This window comes from Chloracidobacterium sp. (assembly GCA_025057975.1).
Lineage (GTDB): Bacteria > Acidobacteriota > Blastocatellia > Chloracidobacteriales > Chloracidobacteriaceae > Chloracidobacterium.
This window is the reverse complement of record JANWUV010000006.1, coordinates 178,211-201,912: the sequence shown is the minus strand read 5'-3', so window position 1 is coordinate 201,912 and position 23,702 is coordinate 178,211. Positions and strand designations below refer to the sequence as shown.

The window sequence follows — 23,702 nt, the reverse complement described above, 5'->3', positions numbered from 1 at the left end:
CAATGGCTCACGGAACGTCCCCAGCCGCCGCCAAACTCCCGACAACCCTGTGTGAAGTCTACGCGACGGCCATTCGCACCTATGCCAAAGACGACGCCTTCGCCTACAAGCACGCCGGGCAGTGGATCAAGGTGTCGCACGCCGCCTTCGCCGAACGGGTTCGCAAGATTCGTTCCGGCTTCCTCGCTCTTGGCGTCCAGCGTGGTGACCGCGTAGGACTGCTTTCTGAAAACCGTCTGGAATGGACGATTACCGATGTCGCCCTGCTCAGTTGCGGCGCGGTGGATGTCCCCATCTACGCCACTTCGACCAGCGCGCAGATCGCCTACATCATCAACGATTCAGGCGCGACCATGCTGGTGTTGTCTAACCAGAAACAGTTCGACAAGGTCGCAGCCGCCATCGGCGAGATGCCTGAACTCAAATTCATCATCACCTTTGACCCGGTGACGGTCGCCGCACCGCTTCCGCCGCGGGTCAAAGTACTGACCTTTGAAGAACTAGAGCAACTGGGCGACCGCAGCACGGCGGGCGACTTCCTCGACGAAATGGCCCGCGCCGCCGCGCCTGACGACTTGGCGACGCTTATTTACACCTCTGGCACGACCGGCGACCCCAAAGGCGTCATGCTGACGCACGACAACCTGACGTTCAATCTTGTCGCCAATGTCGAGCGTCTGACCGACGTGGGACCGGACGATGTGGCGCTCTCGTACCTACCGCTGTCGCACGTCTATGAGCGAACGGTTATGAACGTCTTCATCTACTGCGGCGTCTCGGTGTACTTCGCCGAAAGCATAGACGCCGTGGCGCAGAACCTCATCGAGGTTCAACCGACAGTGATGACGAGTGTGCCGCGCATTTTCGAGAAAATTCTGGCGAAAATTGAAGATGAAGGCCGCAAGGCCGGCGGTCTCAAAGCCAAGCTGCTTACGTGGGCGCTGAAAACCGGACGCGAATACTCTCGTGCGAAATATCAAGGCAGCGTTCCGCCGATGTTATTACTTCAGTATGACATCGCCTTCGCGCTGGTGCTTTCCAAAATCAAAAACAAGATTGCGCCGCGCGTGAAGTTTTTTTGCTCTGGCGGCGCGGCGCTGGCGGAAGATGTCCTGCATACCTTCTCCGGGATGGGACTGACCATCTTGCAGGGCTACGGGCTGACGGAGACTTCACCAGTCATCACCGCCAACACCAGGCAGGAAAACCGGCCCGGCACGGTCGGCAAGCCGCTGCGGGGCGTCGAAATCAAAATCGCACCGGACGGCGAAATTCTCACCCGCGGCCGACACGTCATGCGTGGCTACTACAACAAGCCTGACAAGACCGCCGAGGTCCTCACGCCGGACGGCTGGTTTCACACCGGCGACATCGGTGAAATTGACGCCGACGGCTTCCTGCGCATCACCGACCGCAAGAAAGACCTGTTCAAGACCTCTGGCGGCAAGTACATCGCGCCGCAGCCAATTGAAAACGCTCTGACGGCGTCGCCGTACATCGTGCAGGCTGTCGTGGTCGGCAACGGGCGCAAATTCCCCGGCGCACTCATCGTTCCGCTGGCCTCCAAGGTGCAGGAGCTGGCGCGCGAGGCCGGACTGACTTCCACCGACTACCGCGAGTTGCTCAAACATCCTCACATCCTCGACTTTTACCGCAAGGAAGTCGAGCGGCTAACGTCGCATTTGGCGCAGTGGGAAAAAATCAAAAACATTGCCCTACTTGAAAATGAGTTGACGATTGAAGGCGGCGAGTTGACGCCGACGCTCAAGGTCAAACGCCGCGTCGTGGACGAAAAATACAAAGCCGAGATTGACGCAATTTACAGCGAGAAGGCGCTGGCGGCGGCGAAGTGAGACTACCGCCGGTTCGGCGCAACCAAACATTCGACTTGGAAGGGTTTGTGGCTTATGGCTCGTAAGTTGGAAAAGGCGGCGGTGCTTGGCGCGGGCGTCATGGGCTCGCAGATCGCCGCCCATCTGGCCAACGCCGGCGTTCCGGTGGTCTTGCTGGATATTGTTCCACCCGATGCGCCGCCGGAGGCGGACGCAACGGTGCGCAACCGCCTGGCCTTGGCGGCGCTAGAGCGGATGCAGAAACAAAAACCGGCGCCGTTTTTTCTCAACGAATACGCCTCCCGCATCCGCGTTGGCAACCTTGAAGACCATCTTGAATGGCTTCGGGACGCCGACTGGATCATTGAGGCCGTCACTGAAAATCTCGCCATCAAACGGGCGCTCTACGAAAAGATTGAGCCGTTCCGCAAACCCGGCAGTCTCATCACCTCGAACACATCAGGCATCCCGATTGCCTCATTGGCGGAAGGCCGGTCAGAGGACTTCCGGCGGAATTTTTTGGGAACGCACTTCTTCAACCCGCCGCGCTACATGTACCTTGTCGAGCTGATTCGGACGCCGGACACCGACCCGGAAGCATCCTGCTTCGCCTCCAAGCTCTGCGACGAGCTGCTCGGCAAGGGTATCGTTTACGCCAATGACCGTCCCAACTTCATCGCCAACCGCATCGGCATCTACGGCTTTATGCGGACGATTCAGGTCATGATGGAGATGGGACTTTCGATTACCGAAGTGGACAAAATGACCGGCCCCGCCATTGGCCGTCCCAATAGCGCGACGTTCCGCACAGGCGATCTTTCGGGACTAGACACGACGGTGGCGGTAGCGCAAACCGTTTACGAAACCATTCCCGAAGACGAGTGCCGGGCGTTGTTTGTCCCGCCGGATTTCATCCGGCGGATGGTTGAACGGCGGTGGGTCGGCGATAAAGCCGGGCAGGGCTTTTACAAGCGTGTTCAGACCGAAGCTGGGCGCGAAATCCTTGAACTGGATTACCAAACGCTGGAGTACCGTCCTCAACCCAAGGTGCACTTCCCCTCCCTCGAAGAGGCTAAACGCATTAGTGACGTACGGGAACGGCTGCGCTTTCTGGTCAACGGCACAGACAAGGTCGGGCAGTTTCTGTGGGCAGTCATCGGCGACGCGCTGGTGTACACCGCCAACCGCATCCCCGAAATCACGGACGATCTCGTGCAAGTGGATCGCGCTATGAAGTGGGGCTACAACTGGGAGTTAGGCCCCTTTGAGACGTGGGATGCGCTGGGCGTTGTCGAGACGGTCAAGCGCCTTGAAGCTGACGGTAAGCCGATTCCCCAGCTCGTTGCTGACTTGCTGGCCTCCGGCAAAACGAGCTTTTACGACGCCGCCGAAGGTCGAACGACCGTTTTCGTTCCGGCGCGGAAAACGCATGAGCCGGTCGGCGAACGGGTGGGCGTGATTTTGCTCAAGTCGGTCAAGGAACGCACCGGCGTCATCAAGAAGAACGCTGGCGCGTCGCTGATTGACATCGGTGACGGTGTGGCCTGCTTAGAGTTCCACACCAAGATGAACGCCCTCGGCGCGGACACCATCAGCATGCTCCAGTTCGCCGTCAAGGAAGTCGCCCAAAACTTCGTCGGGCTGGTCGTCGGCAATCAGGGTGAAAACTTCAGCGCTGGCGCGAATCTGATGATGATGCTGATGAGCGCGCAGGAGGGCGAGTGGGACGAACTCGACCATGCTGTACGGACGTTCCAAAACGCGGTCATGTCGCTGCGTTACTCGCCAAAACCGACCGTCGTGGCCCCGTTTGGCTTGACGTTGGGCGGCGGCTGCGAAATGACGCTTCATGCCGACCGCGTACGGGCTTCAGCCGAGAGCTACATCGGGCTGGTTGAAGTTAGCGTGGGGCTGCTTCCGGCCGGCGGTGGCACAAAGGAAATGCTCGTGCGCTGCGCCGACCGGGCGCGTGGGACGGAAGCTGATTTGATGGCGTTCATCAAGGAAGCCTTCCAGAACATCATGCTGGCTAAAACTTCGACCAGCGCGGAGGAAGCGCGGGCGTTGGGCTATCTGCGTCCGACCGACGGCGTGACGATGAACCGCGACCGGCTCATTGCCGACGCCAAGCAGACCGTCTTGGCGCTGGCGCTGGAAGGCTACCGCCAACCGATGATGCGAACAGATATTCCAGCACTGGGCGAAGCGGGCTTGGCGGTGCTCAAACTCGGACTGCACCAGATGCTCCGCGCGGGTTACGCCACCGAACACGATGTGCTCATTGGAAGCAAAGTTGCTAAGGTGCTGACGGGCGGCGATCTGAATCACCCAAGTACGGTTTCCGAACAGGACTTGCTCGACTTGGAGCGGGAAGGCTTTTTGAGCTTGCTGGGCGAGCGCAAAACGCAGGAGCGCATCCAGCATACACTTAAGACCGGCAAGCCGCTGCGCAACTAAGCGGCTTGTGTGCAGATTCCCTAGCTTGTGGAGGGCTTATGGCTCGCACCCCGGAAGAAATCGTCAAACGCTACAAAGAGGCCAATATCTGGCTTCGTCACTGGAAACAACAAATCGGCCTCGCTAAGGACGACGAACAGCGCGAGATGTTCACGCAGTACTACGAGGAGCGCGTCCGTGAAATTGCGGCCCTCGAAGAACCGTACCGCGCCGCGCTGAAAATCCTCAGTGAGAGTCAAAAGGCTTGAACGTCGTTTCTTGAGGTATTTGCACCATGCCCGAAGCCGTCATTGTTTCCGCCGCCCGAACGCCGGTCGGCAAAGCCAAAAAGGGCGCGTTGGCGCACGTCCGCCCGGACGACCTTGGCGCAATCGCCATCCGTGCGGCGGTTGAACGCGCTGCCCCGCTCGATCCAGCCGCCATTGACGATGTGATTTTCGGCTGCGCCATGCCGGAAGCCGAACAGGGGATGAACGTCGCCCGGATCGCCGCGCTGCGGGCGGGGTTGCCGGTCTCGGTCAGCGCCGTCACCGTCAATCGCTTCTGCGCTTCCGGGCTGCAAACCATTGCTTTCGCCGCTGACCGCATTCGGGCCGGCGGAGCGGAGGTCATTGTCGCCGGCGGGACGGAAAGCATGTCGCTTGTGCCGATGACCGGCAACAAACTGTCGCCGAACCCGACGCTCGTTGAGACGTACCCGGACGTGTATCTGAGCATGGGGCTGACGGCGGAAATGGTGGCGCGCAAGTATGAGATTTCGCGTGAAGACGCGGATGCGTTCGCCTACCGAAGCCACCAGCGCGCCGTCGCCGCGCAGCAGGCCGGCAAGTTTCAGGACGAAATTGCGCCGGTGACAGTCGTTTACAAGGAACGCGGCGCGCGCGGCAAAACGGTGACGACCGAACGGGTTTTCGCGGTGGACGAGGGTCCGCGTCCCGATACGACGCTCGAAGCCTTGGCCAAACTCAAACCGGCGTTCCATGTCGCGGGACAAGTCACAGCTGGCAACTCGTCGCAGACTAGCGACGGCGCGGCGGCGGTCGTCGTCATGGCGGAAACCAAAGCGCAGGAACTTGGTCTCAAACCGCTCGCTCGCTTCGTCGCGTTTGCAACGGCTGGTGTCGCGCCGGAAATCATGGGCATTGGTCCTGTGGAAGCGATTCCCAAGGCATTGAAGCGCGCTGGCCTGACGCTTGCCGACATAAAGCTCATCGAACTGAATGAAGCCTTCGCCGCCCAGTCGTTGGCCGTGATGAAGGCGCTGGCGTTAGACCCTGAAAGAGTCAATGTCAACGGCGGCGCGATTGCGCTGGGCCATCCGCTGGGCTGCACCGGCGCGAAGTTGACGGCTTCGCTGATTTATGAGCTGCGGCGGCGCGGCGGCGGCTATGGCATGGTGACGATGTGCGTTGGAGGCGGCATGGGCGCCGCTGGCATTTTTGAGGTTTTCGCCGACGAAGCTTGACAAGCACGGAGGACGATGAACGGAGCTATGGCGGGTTTACGGCGTTGGATGGTGAGTGCCGCGCTTGGCGCGGTCGCTGTAGCCGTCAACTTGCAGTCAACTGGAGCGCAGGGAAAACCACAGGAAAATGTGGAAGCGAACGCCCGCGCTGTTTCCACCCTGGAGGTCGTCAGCAACCTCATGGGGGTGCGCTTTGCCAAACCGGATCGGTTTTGGACGGTCATCAACGAAGAAGATTCGGGCTTGCCGAAGCTTTCCTGCATGGCGGAGGAATCCGATGCGTGGTCGCCGCGCTTTGCCGTGCTGGCCATCCCAAGCGTTGTGATGCCCAACGGCATGGAATCGCGTCTGCGACAAGTCAAGATCAGCTACGCCGACAATCGGCGGAATGCTCAGTCGCAGGACACTTCTGAGATTATCGCTTCGAAGCTGCGCATTCTCAAGTTTGAGAAGGCGACGCTTGCCGGTAAGGAAGCGATGCTGTTCGTTTACGAAATTGAAGGAGAAAAAACCTACCGCACTGTTGAGTATGGCCTCTTGCATCAGGATAACTTTTACATTGTTCAGGCGGCTGCCCCGACTTCCTTCTGGGAACAACCGGGGTCTGCGGCTATGTTCGAGCGCTCATTCAAGAGCTTTGCTTTCCTGAAGTCTTCATCGCGTAAGTAGGCGTTGTCCCCTCCCACAACGCCCTCACCAAACATACTTAGTACGCGGGATGATAATGTTCCATCCCGTAGAAAGGACTTTCACCCATGTCAGCCCCACGACCTGCTCCTCAAACCACGGCAACCTATCCCAAAGGCGGCAGCTTCCTGCTCGAAATGGTTTCTCCACAGGAGGTTTTCATACCTGAAGACCTTAACGATGAGCAGCGCATGATTGCCAAAACGACGGCCGATTTTGTCAACCATGAAGTGCTGCCGAACCTGGAGAAACTCGAACAACAATGTAAAACTGGCGACTTTAGCCTAACGGTCAGTTTACTTCGCAAAGCGGCGGACATTGGCCTGTTGGCTGGGGATATTCCGGCCAAATACGGGGGGCTTGAGTTGGACAAGGTGTGTCAAATGCTGGTGTCGGAGTTCATTTCACGCTCCGGCGGCTTCTCGGTTTCACTTGGGGGCCACACCGGCATTGGGACGTGGCCGATTACCTACTTCGGCACTCCTGAACAAAAGGCCTACTACCTACCCAAGCTTGGCAGCGGCGAATGGCTGGCGGCTTATGCGCTTTCCGAACCTGGCAGCGGCTCGGACGCCCTTGGCGCACGGGCGAAAGCCGTCCTCAATGAAGCAGGGACGCACTACATCCTCAACGGCACGAAGATGTGGATTTCCAATGCCGGCTTCGCCGACATTTTCATTGTCTTCTGCAAAGTGGACGGCGAGAAATTCTCGGCCTTTATTGTCCATCGAGACTACCCAGGCGTTTCGACGGGTAAGGAAGAAAACAAGATGGGCCTCCACAGCTCTTCCACCCGGCAGCTGATTCTCGAAAATGTTCCTGTTCCCAAAGAAAACCTTCTCGGCGAAATCGGTAAAGGGCATTTGATCGCCTTCAACTGTCTAAATCTAGGGCGTTACAAACTTGGCGGCGGCGTGGTCGGCGGCGCGAAGGCTATTCTTGAGCATACGGCCAAGTACGCCATGGAACGCAAACAGTTTGAGCGTCCAATCGGTTCCTTCGGCGCAATCAAGCATAAGATTGGTGAAATGGTGGCGCGGATTTACGCCACAGAAAGCATGTCCTACCGCACGGCCGGCCTCATCCAAAACATTCTGGCGGGTGTGGACGCCGATGACGCCGAACAGATTCTGAAGGGCATTGAAGAGTATGCGATCGAATGCTCGATTATGAAGGTTTACGGCAGCGAAATGCTCGGCTATGTCGCGGACGAGGCGGTGCAGACCTTCGGCGGTTATGGATATTCTGAGGAATATCCAGTGGCGCGAGCATACCGCGACGCGCGTATCAACCGCATCTTTGAAGGAACAAACGAAATCAACCGTTTGCTGATACCCGGCATGCTGCTTAAACGGAGCATGCGCGGCAAGCTGCCGCTGATGCAAGCAACGCAGCGCGTTCTAGACGAATTGTTGGCAGGGCCGTCCTTTGATGAAGTGGACGACGCTCCGCTGGCGAAGGAACGCAAGGCGATTGTGGACAGCAAGAAGATCGCCCTGCTCATCGCAGGCGTCGCCGTTCAAAAGTTCGGACAAAAGTTGAGTGAGGAGCAGGAAGTGCTGATAGCGTTCAGCGACATCGCCATGGACGTATTCGCCATGGAGAGCAGCTACCTTCGGGCGCTCAAGCTCCATCGGTCGCGGCCCAACGAAGTAACGACCCACGACGCCCTGGCCGCTACCCAGGTCTTCATCAACGACGCCGTTGGACGGATTGAGCTGACGGCGCGGCGGATTTTGCCCACTCTGTCAGAGGGCGACAACCTGCGCATTCAACTAGCGGCGGTCAAGCGTTTCAGCAAGTACGAGTTCATTGACACCGTCGCGTTGCGTCGCCGTCTGGCGGACCGGGCTTTTGAAGTGCAGGGCTACCCGATCTTTTCCATTTAGGGGATGCCGGTTGCATACCAAAATTTTCAGGCGCGGGAGCCGTGCGGCTTCCGCGCCTTTTTTGGTGGCGTGACACAACAGCGGACAAGTGGTAATCGTAGAAGGCTACGACAAGCTATTCTTCCCCCTGACACGCTGTAACCCCTGGCCCTAGCGTCAAGAAAGAACGCAGGCTGTCGTGTCACACTGCTTTGAACGTCATCCTCGGTGGTGAGCCGTCTCCCCCTCTGGCGTAGGGCCTGTGGTTCACCGGCAACGCAGAAAGTGTGTAGGACGCCAGGCCACACGCCAAACCATGACGCAGGTCGCGCGGAACCTTCCCCTCAACGGAAACCGCCTGAAGACCCGGAAAGCCTGATGCGCCGCAGACCAAGCATCGGGCGTAGAGGCGAGCGACTCGCTTCAACCACAGGCTACAGCAAACGGAACTCCATTGAGAACCTTACAGTCGCGGCAACAGGACGGCCGTCAACCATCGCCGGTTGGAAGCGGCACTGACGGGCGGCTTCGATGGCTTTCTCGTCAAGGCCGTAGCCGAGCGACTTCACGACGCGGATATTGCTCAGCGAGCCGTCGGGGCCGACCGTAGCCGTCAGCACCACCGTCCCCTGGATCTTGTTGACCCGCGCCTCCTCGGTGTACTTCGGCTTGACGGAATAAATCAACTTTGGACGCTGGGTAATGCCCGTACCGTCGCCGTCCCCACTGCCGCGTCCGGCAGGGCCGCCAGCGACGCCCCCGCCGACACCGCCGCCGCTACCGGGGCCGCCGCCGGGGCCGGTTCCGCTGCCGACGCTGCGCCCGTCACCACCGTTGCCAATGCCGGCGTTCTGCTTGCCCGTCCCGTCCGAGGGTTTCGTCGTGTTGGTGCTATTCGGGTCGCCAATTGGAACCTTCAAATCCGGCGGCGGTACAGCGCGCGGGTCGGCGATGATCTTTGGTGCGACCGGCAATGACGGCTCTTCAATACGCGGTTTGGTGGTCGGGTCAACAATCTGCTGTGTCGGATCGAGGGTCGGCTCCGGCAGGCGACCCTTCATTGCCGGTTCAGGGTCGGTCTTGCCGCCGCCGCCGCCGCCCTTGCCGGGTGTTTTCAACCCGAAGCCCGCACCACCACCACTGGGTCGGTTGTCCGGCGGCGGAGGCGGCGGCAACGGCGGCGACTCCAGCATTGAAATCAGTTGCATTTCTTCTTTTTCTTCTTCCTGCACAACTGGTGGGGGCGGCGTTGGCCAGATCAGCACGACGCCGACCAACCCCGACATCACGAAGAAGGCAAACAAGAAACACAACCCGAAGAGTTGCGCGCGGCGGCGCTCCATACGGGTCATGGCGAACTGCGCCGCTACATACCCGGCGGGGTTGGCCCGCACACTGCGGCTGATGTCGCTGATTTCGTGGGCGATACGGCTCCAGAGCGGCGGGAGGTCAACTTGCGTTAGGTTGGGCGCATCAGGAACCGGGGTCGAAGGCTTGCTGCGCAGGAAGGCGCTTGGCCGACGGACGAAATCGGCCAAGTTGTGGAACAAGCTGCGCATGGCCGGCTCGAAGTACAGGCCGGCGGAAAACATTCCCTGCTCGTCCGGCGTCGGCGTATGCCAGAAAAACACACGTGGATTGCGGATAAAATCCCGCGCTGTGTCCCGTAGGTTGGTGAACAAGCGAACGGGCAACGGTTCTGTACGAAAGCCGGCGAAATTGGGGACGCGCACCTCGCGCGGCGGCGTCTGCGGCGCGTCCGGTTCGGCGACGCCGACCGTGGCGGCGGTTTCAGAAATGCGATTGAAGTCGTTCACGGTCATCATCCTCCCGACACTGCGAAAGCTGTACCGGCCAAGCTGAGCTTCAAGTTCCACAACATCCGGCGTCGGCTCGCCGGACTTGTCCCAAAGATAATCGTTCCGCATGGGTTTAGCTCCCTTTCACGCCGGGTTTACGTATCACCTGCAACCTTCCGACTAATGTTTACGCCCAACCGCTCGCGGAGGAGCTTCAGGCCACGGTGAAGGTTGACGCGCACGGAGTCAGGCGTCATGCCCGTCGCCGCCGCGATTTCAGGGCCGGTCAGTCCCTCCACCAAACGCAACGTCAACGTTTCCGCGTAGGTTTCCGGCAACCGCCGAATCTGCTCCAACACCGTACGGGCGTCGAGGCTTGCCTCAAGTCGCCTGTCCGTTGCGGCCATAGCGGACGATGCCGCATCCAAGGATTCCGTTCGATGCATCTGACGAAAAAATTCCGCCGCCCGTTGACGAGCAATCGCCGCCAGCCAGCCCCCGAACGCCGCCGGTTCGCGCAGGGTTGGGAGTTGGCGAAAAGCGGTGGTGAAAACATCCTGCATCACGTCATCCACCTCGTAAAGCGGCAGGCGGGACAGAAGCAACCCGTGAACCATCGGCGCAAACGCTTGGTAAAGTCGCTCAAAAGCGCCGGCGTCTCCCTGTCGCGCCGCTTGAACCAGCGCCGCCACGTCGTGAGGCCACGGTCGCGCCTCCCACGACGGCGGCCGGGCAACCTCATCGTCGGCGTCGGTGCGGATTGAGATGTCGGGATTCGCCATGCACGTTCTGTCCCCAGAAGCATCACCGGTCTCACACCTTACGCAAAACCTTGCTCACGGGTAAAGACGGATTTGAGACGAAACCGTTAGCAAGGTCGTCGTCAAAATCACGCGAAATTACGCGCCGCTGGCTTGATGGACGCCGCGGGCGCGGAAAGGTTCCACCGAACAGGCAGTGATGGACATTTTGCGCCTTCGGTAAACATCGTCTTGACAACTGTTTTCGCCGTCAAGCACGATAACTTGCTTCAAAGAAAAAGCATCCTATGAAGCGGTAAGGTGGTGAACAGCACAATGGCCGTAGTTGAAGTCGCGCCTAACGAATCTATTGACAGCGCGCTGCGGCGCTTCAAGCGAATGGTGCAGCGCGAAGGCATTATTGCCGATGTCAAGCGGCATCGTTTCTACGTGCCGCCGGGCGAAAGACGGCGTCTTAAGTCTGAGCTAGCTCGCAAGCGGCAACGTTCCAGCATGCGCAAGCGTCGGATGGATTGACGCCGCACAGCGGCGGCGCGCGTAAGCGTCTCAATCACTAACGACATCCAACACCAACCAGCGGCGGTCAGGGGACATTTCGGGCGTCACGTTCCGAAGCGTCCCCGACCGCCGCTTCCCTTTTTGGCGAACTTGCGGAGGCGTTGAGCAATGTTTGGTCGCAGATGGTTTCGCCTCTCCCCTTCAAGGGCCAGTTTCGTCCGAACCGGATGGGTTGTTGTTTATCTGCTTTGCTTTGTCGGATACACCGCCCCGGCCAAGGAACGAAGTTTACCGTCGGTGTCCGCCAAACCGATGCCCCGCGCCAAAGCGTCGCCCCACAAACCGCGTACGCCCGGAACAAGGTCGAAACCGGTTGGACGCGCCGGGGCGGCCGGAAAAGCGCGGCCAATAAACGCTTCAAGCAGCAAAGCATTCGCCGGCCGCACAGCGTTGGCGAGGTCGTCGCCGGCGGCGCGCGACAGACGCTCCAAGGTTTCGGCGGACAAAACCGCACCAACCGGGCGCATGCGCGGTTCACGTCGTAGTTACGCAACGCGGGCGACGGCCGGACGCCGTGCGCGCGCACGGGAGGAAGCGGCGCTTGCCCAGCGTCGTCGCGCCGAGCAGGCGCGACTGGCCGCCCTAGCTCGCGTTCGCGCTCTAGATGAAGGCCTGCGCCGGGCGACACAAGCCAATATTGAGAAAGACGACCTGCGCGGCGAAGACCCCACCATCCGCCGCATTGCGCTTGACGCCCTCGGCGACCGCGCCGGTACGGTTGTTGTGATGGAACCGACGACTGGGCGCGTGCTTAGCATCGTCAATCAGCAGTGGGCTGTTCGGACGCCTTTCAAACCCTGTTCGACCATCAAGGTGCTCACCGCCTACGCCGCTTTACAGGAAGGACTAACCACCGCCGATGAGGAAATCACGGTCGGCGGACAAACGTGGACGCTGCGAACGGCGATGGCGCGCTCCAACAACGAATACTTTCAGGTCTTGGGACGGCGGCTTGGTTTCGAGCGGGTTGTCGCCTATGCCCGGCGGGCCGGCTTTGGCCGTCCAACCGGCGTCAACTTGCCGGGGGAGATAGGCGGTGTGACGCCGCGCTTTCCACCAGCGAATCTGGGGCGGACGTGCAGCCACGGCGACGGCTTTGGCGTCACGGCCGTCCAGTTGGCGACCTTTATCAGCGCCGTCGCCAACGGTGGGACGCTCTATCGCCCACAAATCCTGCGGACGCCGCGCGAACTGGCGACCTTCAAGCCGATTCCGGTACGCACACTGCCGCTCTCCGACGACTTACGCAACGACTTACTGGCCGGGCTGCTCAGCGCCGTCGAGCGCGGAACGGCGCGGCGTTCCGGGGCGGCTGCTTTCGGCGTCGCCGGTAAGACCGGGAGTTGCACTTGTGATTTTGGCGTACGCACGCGCGTCGGCCTGTTTGTGTCGTTTGTGGACGCCCCGGACAAGCCGGGGTTGCTCGTTACGGTCATCACCAAAGGCTCGACGGCGCGCGGTTCGAGCGCCTCAATCATCGCCGGTGATGTCTATCGCGGGGCTGTCGCCGCCAACCGCACTCGTCCGCGTCAACGCATCGTACCTGACGCCCCGGAACCGATTGCTGCGCCCGACATGGATGATGAGGGCGAAGAAACCAGCGACTAATCCGCTTTCCGAGCAAACGTAGCGCGAACGGTTTGGAGTGTGGCGGCGCGACGGCGGCAAGACCGATGATCAAGCGGTTCAAGCGCGCGATGTCTCAACACAAAATCGAAATCGAGAATCTTCCATACCTGCGTCTTTCCCAAAGTTTTACCGTCTTCCCTGTGAATTCTGATGAAATTCAGGTTGCATTCTTTCGTGTTATCGCTACAATCTTCGGCGTTTGCCATTACAACCTTCTCGCTTCGCTCACATCTGTTTTTCCTTCCAACACAAGGAGACACCCGATGAAGCCGTCACGCCGCGCTGTCCTCGTTGCCCTCGCTCTCTTGACCATCCCCGGACTCCAACTCGTCTTCCCCGCCTTCGCCCGCGCGCAAGCCGATAAGCCCGCCGTCCGACCCGCCCCCCCCAGCCTAACGCTGACTTCGGCGCCGGCTGCGGCGTAGCGCCTTTCGCCCTCCCCGACACGCTCCCCGACGCGCTCCGGGTTGAGCCGACCCACATCTTCACCGCCGCCTACTACCGCGTCGCCCCCGATCTCCACACGACGCTGATGCTCAACAACAAAGCCCCTCGTCCCCTGACCGTTCACCCAACTCTGCTCGCCCCTGACGGACAGCGCCGCGACGCCCCGCCGGTCATCGTCCCCGCCCAGGCGTTCCGCATCGTGCCGCTCGCCGAACTCGGCGCGCTCGTCGGCACGCCCTTTCAGGAAGGCAGCATCCAGCTGGTCTTTCAGGGACAGAACCTTGTTTTGGGCGCGCAGCTTGAGATGCTCGACGCGGCGCGCAGCGTCCTGTTGACCGAGCGGCTCTCCGACGCCCGCGTGGCACTGGACACGCCGCGTCTCGAAGGCGTCTATCGGCTGCCGACGGGCGGGCGCAGCACGACCCATTTCCAAGTCGCCGTCGCCAATCTGACCGACCGCGCCGTAAACGTCACGGTGGCGCTTGACGGACGCGACCGAGCCAACTTGCCCGGCGCGAAGCTGGCGCTGGGGCCGCGCGAGGCCCGCGTGCTGGATATGCGCGCCATCGAGGGCGAGAAGCTGACCCCGGAGGGCGGCGTCATCATCACGAGCGACGCGCGGGGCGCCGTGCGCGCCAACGGGCTGATCTGGAACGCCGACGGCTACGCCAACACGGTGTTGTTCACGAACCCCTTCACACCGCGCACGACACAGCTGCACGCCAACGGCATTCGCTTGCAGTTGGCGAACGGTCAGCCCTTGACGCCCTACTTTACGCTGCACAACTTCGGCGATGAGCCGAGTCGGGTCATGGGCAAGCTTTTTCTGACGCTGCCGCTGGACGGCGCGCAGACGGAAGCCCTGCCGACCGTGACGCTGCCGCCGGGGGCGACGGCGACCGTGCCGGTTGGGTTGCCGCCGGGGCTGCGGGGGCGGGTTGTGAGCGCGGGGGCGGAGTTTGAGTACTCGACGATGCCGGGGACGGTGGCAATCGCGGGGACTTCGGAAAGCGCCGACGGCAATCACGTGTTTCGCGTGCCGTTGCTGGACGCGGAGACGATACCGAGCGCGACGGGGAGTTATCCGTGGCGGGTGACGGCGACGGAGAATACGACGGTGTACCTGAAGAACGCGACCGACCGGGCGCTGAGTTACCACGCCTCGCTGAACTTTCCCGGCGGACAGTACGCCCTTGGGCGGAGGATGATTGGAGCGCATCAGACGGTGGCGATAGACGTTCGGGCGCTGCGGGACGCGCAGACGCCGGACGCGACGGGGAACGTCATTCCGCGCGAGGCGACGAGCGGGCAGTTTTTGTGGTCGGTTCACGGGGTGGAACTCAAGAGCATCGTGGGGCGGGCGGAGTACGCTGACGACGCGCTTGGGGTGAGCAGCCACTATGCATGCTACAACTGCTGCGGGGATTCCTTCGGGACTGGATGGATAACGGGATTCGGAATCTTGGGCGCCGGTCTCACCGGGTGGTATTTGGCGTATGAGCGATACGTCACGTGCTATGGCGCTTGGCAGCGTCCACAGTTGGCGTGGGTGGACAACTGGTGGTCTTCCACGAACGACGTAGGCGCAGTGACGACAACAACGCAGTCGGGGGCGGAGGCGCTGGGGCTGCTGGCTGGAGCGACAGACATTTTCGCCGAGTGGTCGGTTTATAGCTGTGACACCGGCGCGTCTTTGTTTCAGGCGAGTCGTCCGGTATTTGTCAAGCCGACGGTCAGGATTCAAAGCTTTCGCTTTGACCCTTTGACGATAACAGCGGTGATAGCAGGGGGAGGCAACTCGTCAAGGCTGAAAGTCTTTCTCACGGCACAAGGGTTGAGGCAGAATCATCAGCTTACAGTTCCACTGAACGCCGATCTTTTTGAACAGAGTGGACCGGCGAATATCCAGATTGTCAACCCAAACGAGGAGGCAGTTTTTCTCGGCAGGGGGAACAATATCACTTCAACCGAGGTATCGTTTGACTTTACGGCTCTTCCTGACGAGAGACAAACCGGTCAAGTCACAGTAGGCGCGGAAGTGAGAATGGCTGACCCTCAGAATGAGGAGTACATCATTCGACAACCTAATCCGAGATTCTCTGCTCGTCCTCCGGCACAGAATCAGCAGGAATGGCTTACTGTCAATAAATGAAAGGAAAGCTTTATGAAAAGAAGTTGGCTGATTTTGGCTACGGTTGCTTTTCTAACTGGCTTTTTTATCGGTGATCGTACGAGTCCAACTGCAGCTAATACGTCTGCTCAACAAAAATGGGAATATAAGTTTTTCGTTGATCCGACTCCAGGGATACCTCCCCCATCTGAACTTGTCAACAAAGTCTGTGCGGAGGAAGGGTGGGAAGTCGTAGCGGTTCCATCACTGTCCGGCTCGACCACGATCTTCCTTCTACGTCGCCCGCGTCGCTGAAGCCTTGCTGGAAAACTGGCAGAACACGCTCAGTAGGGGTGGCGCATCAGACGGTGGCGCTGGACATTCGGGCGCTGCGGGACGCGCAGACGCCGGACGCGACGGGGAACGTCATTCCGCGCGAGGCGATGAGCGGGCAGTTTTTGTGGTCGGTTCACGGGGTGGAACTCAAGAGCATTGTGGGGCGGGCGGAGTATGCCGACGACGCGCTTGGGGTGAGCAGTCACTATGCGTGCTACAACTGCTGCGGGGATTCCTTCGTCTCCGGATGGATAACGAAGTTCGCAATTCGGAGCGTCACCGCGCCGCCTTCGCAATCTTCGGAAGCGCGCGCAGAACCGTATCCCCAACAATTTTCAGACTACGCGGACTGAGCTTGTCCACCGTATCCCGCGCCGTATGCCAGTAGGCGTTGTCGGGGCCGCCGGGTCCAAAGTTGACCTCGTCCTTGCCGTAGGTGAAGTCAATCAAGTCCACGGCCGGAATCCCGGCCTTGAGAAATGGTAGGTGATCGTCGGCAATGGCGTGCGTCGTCTTGGGAAAATGCGCGCCGTAGCCCAGTTCATGCGCCGTCTCATGCAGGATGTTCGCCAGCCATGCCGACGACTGATACTCCTTCGGAATCGCCAGATCGGCGTCGCCGACCATATCAAGCAAAATCATCGCCTTGATGCGTTTGGTTTGCCCGGTCGCCTGAAGCTGCTCAACGAAATGTCGTGAGCCGTAGGTGTTATCATCGCCAATCCACTCGACGACCGCCTCCTCGCCGTCGAAAAACACAAACTGCACCGTATGGGCGAAGCCGCGTTCCTCCGGCGACATCGCCGCCAGGACGCGGGCAAGTTCCAGCACCACCGCCGTACTTGATCCGGCGTCGTTGGCCCCGACAAACGTTTCGTGCTCCATGTACTTCGTGTCGTAGTGGCTGGCGATGAGCAAAATGTCCTGACTCTTGCCCGGCAACTCGGCAATGACGTTTTCCATGCGAATGGTCGGGAATTGCTTCGACGGCGTCGTGGCCGTAAACGGCTGGGTCGTCACCTTTAGCCCGTAGCTTTTCAATTCCTCAACCAGCCATGCCCGCAGCTTGCCCAAGGCGGCGGAGCCGGCCGGGCGCGGGCCGTACGACACCTGCTTTTCGACATGCTTGAAGGCGCGGTCGGCGTCAAACGGCGTCGTCGTCTCGCGCGGCGCGGCGGTCGCGGACGGCTGGACGGGAGCGGTCGCCGGACTCACGGCCGGATTCGGCGCCGGCTTGCACGCCGTCAGCAGCGCGAGAGCGACCAGTGCGCCGCCAAGTCGCCCATCTTGGCGGATAAGCCGTAATCGCATAGATGATGAAAACCCTCCCCGCCGTCCCGACTCACGCGGTGGTCGCGGCGACCGGTCCCGAAACAACCGTCGTCAGCGCCTGCGGATTCAAATGCGTCCGACTGACCCGGAGTACGTCCTCAACCGTTACCGATTCAATCAAGTCCGGGTAACGCCGCGCATAATCCGCCCCCAGTTGGTGAACTTCAGTCTCAATCAAAAACAATGCGCGCTGGGCGTTGGTTTCAAAATTGAAGACAAAACTGCCGGTCAGATACGCCTTGGCGGCGGCCAGTTCCTCCGGCGACACCGGCTCCTGCTGAATGCGCTCAAGCTCGTCCCGAATCGCCGCGACGGCTTTGGACTGGTTTTCCGGCGACGTGCCGATGTACGCGACAAAACGCCCCGGATCAATCCCGGCCGTGGACGTGATGTTGGCGTAGGTCGTGTAGGCCAACCCCAAATCGTCGCGCAGTATGCGCGGAATGCGCGCCGTCATGCCGGGACTGTCCCCCAGAATGACATCCATAACACGCAGCGCGTAGTAGTCGGGATGCGTCCGCGTAATCCCCAGATGCCCCAGCAGAATGTGAATTTGTTCCTTGTCCGGGCGCGGGATGACCCGTTCCTGCGGCTCGGTTTGACGCGCAACGGCGGGAACCGGCGGCAGGGCGAAATCGGCGGCCGGCGACCAATCCTCAAAAACTTCCCGAATGCACCGCTCCATGGTTGGAATCGGTAGATCGCCGACTACGGCGACCATTAGATTGTTCGGCACAAAGTAACGGGCGTAGGCCGCACGCGCGTCATCCACCGTGAGAGCGGCGACCGTGGCTTCATAACCGACAATCGGCCGCCGCGCCGGATGGCCCGGGTAAACCAACTCATCAAAAGCGTCTGAGGCTACGGTTTGCGCGTCGTCGGCGCGCGACCGAAGTTGCGCCAGTCGCCGCGCCTGACATTGCGTAAAACGCTCTTCAGGAAATTGGCTGTGGCGGAGAAGGTCGGCGGCGACGGTGAGCAACTGTGGAAAGTCATCCCGCAGGGCGGTGAGGCTCAACCCGCTGCGCGCATAGCCGCCAAAGGTGTTCAGACGCGCGCCCGTCGCTTCGATGGCAAGAGCGATGTCTTGCGCCGTCCGGGTCGCGGTGCCTTCATCTAGCAAGTCGCCGATAAGAGAAGCTAGTCCAGCCTGCGCATCCGGCTCATAGCGCGAGCCATAGCCGACGACGGCGTACATGGCGACAACCGGCAGACTGGTTTGTTCGGCAAGAAGCGCTACGCATCCGTTCGGGAGGACGATCCGGTGAAAATCTTGCTCAATCGGCATGTCACAGTTTGGTTTCGGGGTGTCTCAAAGCAAAAAGAGCTGTTACTTTTTATGACACAGCTTGAAGGACATCGAGCTTGGGACTATGCTGACGCCGTGAACAGTCTCAACCAGACGCAGAAATTGCAAGCCAACCCGCTTGCGCGGCCGCGGCAGGCGCGCCCGGCGCTTGTTCACATGCGCGGCGACCAGCTTGGCAGCTCCTTTCGTCTTGAACGTCCCGTGACGCGCATCGGCCGCGGCTCGGATGCCGAACTGCGCCTTGAAAACGACGATGAAGCGTCACGATTGCACGCCAAAATTGAGCGCCATGAAACCCCGACCGGCCACTGCCAATACTGGCTGACCGACCTGCGCAGCACCAACGGAACCCAACTCAACGGCATTCCGCTGACGCCGGGTGAACCCGTTCTCCTGCAGGACGGCGACAAATTTTCCATCGGCCGCCACATCCTCAAGTTTACGTTTCTGGATGACATTGACGAAGAGTTCCACCGCCGAATTACGGAACTGATCACTCACGACGATCTGACAGGCCTGCTCAACCGCAAAAGCTTCATTCTGGAAATGGAGCGTGAGATGGCGCGTTCCAACCGGTATGGGCATCCCTTCGGCCTGCTCATGATGGACATTGACTACTTCAAGCGAGTCAACGACACCTACGGTCACCTGATCGGCAGTCAAGTGCTGCGCGAAGTGGCGATGGTTATTCGCCAAACGCTACGCGACTCTGACATCGCCGGGCGGTACGGTGGAGAAGAGTACATTGCGCTTCTACCGGAAACCGACCGTGTGCGCGCTCATGAAGCCGCCGAACGCATCCGGGCGGCGATTGAAAGGATGCCCTTCACGGCCTCCCTGCACAACCCACAGCTTAAGCTACACCTTACCATCAGCATCGGCATCGCCAGCTACCCCGCCGACGGCGCGCGCGCCACCGATCTAATTGAGCGCGCCGATGAAGCAATGTATGAGGCCAAGCGGCGCGGCCGTAACATGGTTCAAGTCACCGGGCAATCGGCGGCTAACCGCAGCACGCCTCCCTCCATTCGACCCGCAGAGCCGCCGTCAGTGGGCTGTGCCGAGCCAATACCGGAGCATCTCACCGTAGAGCAACCGAAGCCGATCGAACCAGAAATCTCAAGCTGAGCCTTCCGATGTCTTCGGCGCGCCTTCCGGCTTGTCCCCGGTCTCGCCAAGCGCCAACTCCGCTGCAAGGCGATTGGGGTCGAAGGGATTGAGAGAGAAGATTCGGTCACCAATTTCAATCACCGGCACTTTCGCCGACCGCCCCAGCCGCTCGACGATATAAGCCTTGGCGCTAGCGTTCGTCTCAAGCAATACATCCTCAAACGCCACGCCGCGCTGCTTGAGAAACTGCTTGGCGAGCATGCAGTCCGTACACCACTTAGTGGAATAAACTTTCAATGGCGTCTCCCCACCCAGGCAAGGTTTGTTTGGCAAGGCGGTCGCCCAATGTTAGTCAATTCGGCGGTCAGCGTCCAACCGAGCGCCGCGCCTCAACGAAACGGACGACAAAATTCAACGGAACTGGTAAAACTCGCCTACGTTCGACGCACTGACGCCCAACGCATGAAACGCCGCCGGCGCGATGACGCGACGGTCGCCAACACGGGCTGATTATGGTCATGACCACGGCTTATCTCCATCATCTCAATCTTTCCGCGACGCCATTTCGTAATCGGCGGCTGTTCTGGTTGGGTTTGGCTTTCGCCTTCGGCTTGCTCCTACTTGCTGCGGCGCTCACCGGACAGTACGCCGCCCGGCTGGCGGCTGATGAGCAGCGGTATGTGGCGCTGCGCAACGCCTCGCGTACGATGCTGGAGCGTGAGCAAGCTCATCTAGCGAAGGTTCAGGCGCAAGCAGCCGCCGCCGGACGGCAACCAACGCCGGAGCAAGCGCGCGCCATGCGTGAAGCGTTGTATCTGCTTGAGAAGCGCCGGCTCTCTTGGTCCCGCTTCCTGCTTCAGTTGGAACAACACCTACCCGCCGATATTCGCATCACACAAATTGCCTTCACCAATGACGCCGGCGCGAATCTCGCTTCCAGTGAGGGCGTCCCAGCCGAAAAAGGCTCCAGCTCCAATTCCCCCTTGCCAGCGTTGTCCGACGTACCCTTCACCATCACCGTTCGCGCACCCCGGCCGGAAGCGGTTACGGCGTTTCTGCGCACTTGCGACGAACGCGGCGTGTTTTACTTCGACCCCAGTACTCAGGTGAACCCATCGGACGCCCGAACGCCCGATGGGAAGAAGGAAGTGGAGTTTACGCTGCGTGGGCGTTACCGACTGGGCGGACGCAGCGCCGCGCCGGAGATCCCAACTCCGTTGGAGGTTAAGCGATGAACCAACTGCGCCACCTCATCCGCGCATGGCTGGGCTGGCATCGGACTGTTGTGCGCAGCAGTTATCTCCGTCTGCCCGAATGGCTGGGGCTTTCCGCCTTTGTGCTTGGCTTGGGCGGCCTGCTTATTACTTATCAGGTCCTCGTGACGCCGCTCAGCAGCCGGATCAGCGCGCTTTCACGCGAAACGAGCGAACTACGCCGTCAAACGGAAGCAACACGGGTGCAGCGCCAACAAGTGGAGCGGGAAGCTGCCGCCTTTGCCGAAGCGATGGAAAACTGGCGTCGCTTCGAGCGCGAGCGGTTGCGTGATCTGCGACGCGGACAACTCGACCTCATTGACGAAATCAACGCGCTGGCGCGCAAGCATGACATCAAACTCACGGATACCATTACCTTCGACCTCTCAAAGCCGAATGAAGCTGTAGAACCGGCGTCCAGCGGCGGTCGCAGCCAAGACAATCGGCGTTACCCGGCCTTTGATGTCAAGTTTGGCGTCACTGGGCCGTACCGCAACATTCGGCGGTTTGTTCAGGCACTTGAACAAAGCCGCCAGTTTCTTATCCTCCACCTCTTGAGCCTAGCTCCCGGTGGCACTGACGCTGCATCCGCCCCGACGAAGCCGGCGACGGGGACGATGGGGACTGGTTCGGAGGAACTCACGGTGACATTGGCGTTGACGGCCTATTTCCGAAACGACTCGGAAGCGGACGATCACGCCACGCTGCATGTCGCGCAAAGGGTGGGGGCGCAATGACATATCAAGCTCGGAAAAGTGTGGTGGTGGGTGTCCTCTTCATCGGTTCCCTAGCCGCTCTATTGTACGTTTGGTTCGGAACGGATGGGAAGCCTTCGACTGGAACGGCACCGCTGCGGCCGGGCTTAGTGCGGGCAATTGATCTAGAGCAAAAGGGTAAAGCTGCGCCAGCGGCGACCACGCCGCCGCCGGCCGTCGTGGACGGCGTTTTGGTTCGGATGGCGCAGGCGAATCTCGATCCGCTACCGCCGCCGGCCGTCCCAGATGCCCTCCGCAACGTCTTTGCGTATCCGCCACCCCCACCACCGAAACCAACGCCGCCGCCACCGCCGCCGCCGATCGTGCTTCAGGCGGTTTCGCCCCAGCGGGTATTTGCGCGTTCGACGCTCAACTATGAAGTTTTGGTACAGGGTCAGCCCTTACCGGAAGGCGCGCGCGTCATGCTTGACGGGCAACTCCTCCCTTCCGAACGCGCCGGCGCCAACCAACTGCGGATTCGCTTGACGCCGGATTTGACGGCCCAAGTTCGGAATGCGACGGTGCGGGTTGTCGTACCGGGTCAGGAAGCAAAGTGGTACTCCAACGATCTGACCCTAACGATTGAAGCGCCGCCCAACCCGAACGAGCAGTACCGTTACATCGGCCTGGTGACGGATGCAGGGGGACAAAATCCCCGCGCCGTTCTCGCAACCGACACCGAATATCAGGCTGTTCAGCTCAACGAGCCGATTGGACGCTTTCGAGTCAAAAGCATTACACGCGAGCAGGTGGTTGTGGAAGACACGCAACTACCCGGCGTGAGTCACACATTGCTACTGTCAAGCGGGCCGCCGATGGCTGGCGGCGGGACGCCAGCCGTCACCGGCTACCCACAGAGCTATCCGCCGCCCGTCTATCAAGCGCCGCCGAGTTATCAGCCGCCGACGTACGACGCGCAGGGGCAGCCCATCAGCCCACCAACTCCCCAGCCGCCGGTAAAACCGCTTCCGGGAATAAGGCCTCAGCCCGGTAGTGGGGCGCCGCTGATGATTGACCCTGGCAACGCGCTCCCTATGGACGGAACTCAACCCAACCATATGCAGCAGCAGATACCGCCGCGACCTTTCAATCGCATTCGTTCGCCGCGTCAGTCGTGATGGGCCGTCAGGGACATTGGATCAAACTCAACTGCCGACCCGGATATGCGCCACAACGCCGGCGACAGGGCGGTTACATGTTGTTGTTTTTGATCTTCGCCCTGGCGGCGATGGCGGTGTTCCTAACGATGGCCGCCGACACCCGCGAGGCGGAGCGCCAACGAGAACGGGAAGCTGAATTCATCGCACGCGGCTGCGCCGTCGCCCGTGCGATTGCACGCTACAACAATGCCGGGCGCATCGCTCCGCTCAATCCCGGCGCGCCATTTCCACTCAAGCTCAGTGACTTGACCAAAGAGGTCAACATCAACGGTGTCCGCATGCGTCTGCTCCGCCCATCCGCTGTCAACGACCCATTTACTGGCCGCGAATGGCGCGTCGTACGCATCGGCGATCCGTTGATCAAACGCTACCTTGAACGCTGGTCGGCTTTCACAAGGCAGCCGGTTCCAGCCAACTATGTCGCGCTCACGGCCAGTGTCCTGCCGCAGGGAAGCTTCGGAGGCGACTTCAACCCGCTGGGCGGCAAGCCGTCCGGCGAAGCCTCCGAGCCACTGGATGACGACGATGACGATAGTTTTGTCGCCGGGCGCCCGATTGTCGGTGTCGTCGGGCGGTCGCCGAAACCGGCCTTCACAACTCTGCTGGGAGAAGACGTAACCTACGATGAGTGGCTTTTCATCTACGGCCCGGTCATCGTCCAACCCAACGGCATCGTTCTGAGTGTTACACCGTGTGAGCGCGCCGTCTTACCCCCGCCGTAAGTCGTCGGCGGCGACTGGACGTTTTGCCGCCGGCGTGGAATAAATAGCCAGCCTGCAAATTGCGCCATAAGTTCCACATGCATCCCGACTCGGGCGGACGCTGCGCGCGTCG

At 60.5% G+C, this 23,702-nt stretch carries 22 protein-coding genes; 16 read left to right on the top strand and 6 right to left on the bottom strand.

Annotation, left to right across the window (positions count from 1 at the left end; translation table 11 throughout):
• Positions 1-2 precede the first annotated feature (2 nt).
• The 6 genes from NZ585_07275 (at position 3) to NZ585_07250 (ending at position 8,330) form a co-directional block, all read left to right on the top strand.
• A complete protein-coding gene (locus tag NZ585_07275) occupies positions 3-1,853 on the top strand; it encodes a long-chain fatty acid--CoA ligase (GenBank protein MCS7079837.1) in 1,851 nt (616 codons plus the stop codon).
• A 54-nt stretch (positions 1,854-1,907) separates the two neighbouring features.
• Complete coding sequence (locus NZ585_07270; GenBank protein MCS7079836.1) at positions 1,908-4,289, top strand: 3-hydroxyacyl-CoA dehydrogenase/enoyl-CoA hydratase family protein; 2,382 nt, start codon at positions 1,908-1,910, stop codon at positions 4,287-4,289.
• A 38-nt stretch (positions 4,290-4,327) separates the two neighbouring features.
• The gene (locus NZ585_07265) at positions 4,328-4,537 is read left to right on the top strand and encodes a hypothetical protein (GenBank protein MCS7079835.1); all 210 of its coding nucleotides are present in this window, start codon (positions 4,328-4,330) and stop codon (positions 4,535-4,537) included.
• 26 nt (positions 4,538-4,563) lie between these two features.
• Positions 4,564-5,754, top strand: coding sequence for an acetyl-CoA C-acyltransferase (locus NZ585_07260; protein ID MCS7079834.1), 1,191 nt, complete (start codon positions 4,564-4,566; stop codon positions 5,752-5,754).
• Between the two features lie 48 nt (positions 5,755-5,802).
• The gene (locus NZ585_07255) at positions 5,803-6,423 is read left to right on the top strand and encodes a hypothetical protein (GenBank protein MCS7079833.1); all 621 of its coding nucleotides are present in this window, start codon (positions 5,803-5,805) and stop codon (positions 6,421-6,423) included.
• Positions 6,424-6,509: 86 nt separating this feature from the next.
• A complete protein-coding gene (locus NZ585_07250) occupies positions 6,510-8,330 on the top strand; it encodes an acyl-CoA dehydrogenase family protein (GenBank protein MCS7079832.1) in 1,821 nt (606 codons plus the stop codon).
• A gap of 413 nt (positions 8,331-8,743) precedes the next feature.
• Here the strand turns inward: NZ585_07250 and NZ585_07245 are convergent, their stop codons facing one another.
• Together NZ585_07245 and NZ585_07240 are read right to left on the bottom strand one after the other, a co-directional pair.
• The gene (locus NZ585_07245; protein MCS7079831.1) at positions 8,744-10,237 is read right to left on the bottom strand and encodes a TonB family protein; all 1,494 of its coding nucleotides are present in this window, start codon (positions 10,235-10,237) and stop codon (positions 8,744-8,746) included.
• Between the two features lie 26 nt (positions 10,238-10,263).
• Positions 10,264-10,890 carry a sigma-70 family RNA polymerase sigma factor gene (locus NZ585_07240; GenBank protein MCS7079830.1) on the bottom strand — a complete coding sequence of 209 codons (627 nt, stop codon included), beginning with the start codon at positions 10,888-10,890 and terminating at the stop codon, positions 10,264-10,266.
• A gap of 294 nt (positions 10,891-11,184) precedes the next feature.
• Between NZ585_07240 and rpsU the strand changes: the two genes are divergently transcribed.
• Entirely contained in the window at positions 11,185-11,385 is a 201-nt protein-coding gene (gene rpsU / locus NZ585_07235) for a 30S ribosomal protein S21 (GenBank protein ID MCS7079829.1), read from the top strand.
• A gap of 221 nt (positions 11,386-11,606) precedes the next feature.
• Here the strand turns inward: rpsU and NZ585_07230 are convergent, their stop codons facing one another.
• Positions 11,607-11,873: a hypothetical protein gene (locus NZ585_07230; protein MCS7079828.1), complete on the bottom strand. Its 267-nt coding sequence runs from the start codon at positions 11,871-11,873 to the stop codon at positions 11,607-11,609.
• A gap of 19 nt (positions 11,874-11,892) precedes the next feature.
• Here NZ585_07230 and NZ585_07225 point away from each other — a divergent pair, with 19 nt between their 5' ends.
• The 4 genes from NZ585_07225 to NZ585_07210 all read left to right on the top strand — a co-directional run bounded on the left by NZ585_07225 (position 11,893) and on the right by NZ585_07210 (position 16,302).
• On the top strand, positions 11,893-13,035 hold the full coding sequence (locus NZ585_07225) for a penicillin-binding transpeptidase domain-containing protein (GenBank protein ID MCS7079827.1): 1,143 nt from the start codon (positions 11,893-11,895) through the stop codon (positions 13,033-13,035).
• A gap of 284 nt (positions 13,036-13,319) precedes the next feature.
• Complete coding sequence (locus NZ585_07220) at positions 13,320-13,481, top strand: hypothetical protein (protein MCS7079826.1); 162 nt, start codon at positions 13,320-13,322, stop codon at positions 13,479-13,481.
• A 107-nt stretch (positions 13,482-13,588) separates the two neighbouring features.
• The gene (locus NZ585_07215; protein MCS7079825.1) at positions 13,589-15,655 is read left to right on the top strand and encodes a hypothetical protein; all 2,067 of its coding nucleotides are present in this window, start codon (positions 13,589-13,591) and stop codon (positions 15,653-15,655) included.
• 200 nt (positions 15,656-15,855) lie between these two features.
• On the top strand, positions 15,856-16,302 hold the full coding sequence (locus NZ585_07210; GenBank protein ID MCS7079824.1) for a hypothetical protein: 447 nt from the start codon (positions 15,856-15,858) through the stop codon (positions 16,300-16,302).
• Here the strand turns inward: NZ585_07210 and NZ585_07205 are convergent.
• Entirely contained in the window at positions 16,226-17,260 is a 1,035-nt protein-coding gene (locus tag NZ585_07205; protein ID MCS7079823.1) for a M28 family peptidase, read from the bottom strand. The two genes, NZ585_07210 and NZ585_07205, sit on opposite strands and share 77 nt — an antisense overlap.
• A 31-nt stretch (positions 17,261-17,291) precedes the next feature.
• Entirely contained in the window at positions 17,292-18,569 is a 1,278-nt protein-coding gene (locus NZ585_07200; GenBank protein MCS7079822.1) for an insulinase family protein, read from the bottom strand.
• A 51-nt stretch (positions 18,570-18,620) separates the two neighbouring features.
• On the opposite strand from NZ585_07200, the gene NZ585_07195 reads away from it, so the two are divergent.
• Complete coding sequence (locus NZ585_07195) at positions 18,621-19,718, top strand: GGDEF domain-containing protein (protein MCS7079821.1); 1,098 nt, start codon at positions 18,621-18,623, stop codon at positions 19,716-19,718.
• Here the strand turns inward: NZ585_07195 and NZ585_07190 are convergent.
• Positions 19,710-19,997 (bottom strand): hypothetical protein, encoded by a 288-nt coding sequence (locus NZ585_07190; protein ID MCS7079820.1) that lies wholly within the window; start codon positions 19,995-19,997, stop codon positions 19,710-19,712. The two genes, NZ585_07195 and NZ585_07190, sit on opposite strands and share 9 nt — an antisense overlap.
• A gap of 215 nt (positions 19,998-20,212) precedes the next feature.
• Between NZ585_07190 and NZ585_07185 the strand changes: the two genes are divergently transcribed.
• The 4 genes from NZ585_07185 to NZ585_07170 all read left to right on the top strand — a co-directional run bounded on the left by NZ585_07185 (position 20,213) and on the right by NZ585_07170 (position 23,590).
• The gene (locus NZ585_07185; protein MCS7079819.1) at positions 20,213-20,935 is read left to right on the top strand and encodes a hypothetical protein; all 723 of its coding nucleotides are present in this window, start codon (positions 20,213-20,215) and stop codon (positions 20,933-20,935) included.
• Positions 20,932-21,690, top strand: a complete 759-nt coding sequence (locus NZ585_07180) for a hypothetical protein (GenBank protein MCS7079818.1) — start codon at positions 20,932-20,934, stop codon at positions 21,688-21,690. The genes NZ585_07185 and NZ585_07180 overlap by 4 nt, the downstream gene beginning before the upstream one ends.
• Positions 21,687-22,826: a hypothetical protein gene (locus tag NZ585_07175; protein MCS7079817.1), complete on the top strand. Its 1,140-nt coding sequence runs from the start codon at positions 21,687-21,689 to the stop codon at positions 22,824-22,826. Before NZ585_07180 ends, NZ585_07175 begins: the two co-directional genes overlap by 4 nt.
• 77 nt (positions 22,827-22,903) lie before the next feature.
• Positions 22,904-23,590 (top strand): hypothetical protein, encoded by a 687-nt coding sequence (locus NZ585_07170; GenBank protein ID MCS7079816.1) that lies wholly within the window; start codon positions 22,904-22,906, stop codon positions 23,588-23,590.
• The last annotated feature ends 112 nt before the right edge of the window (positions 23,591-23,702 follow it).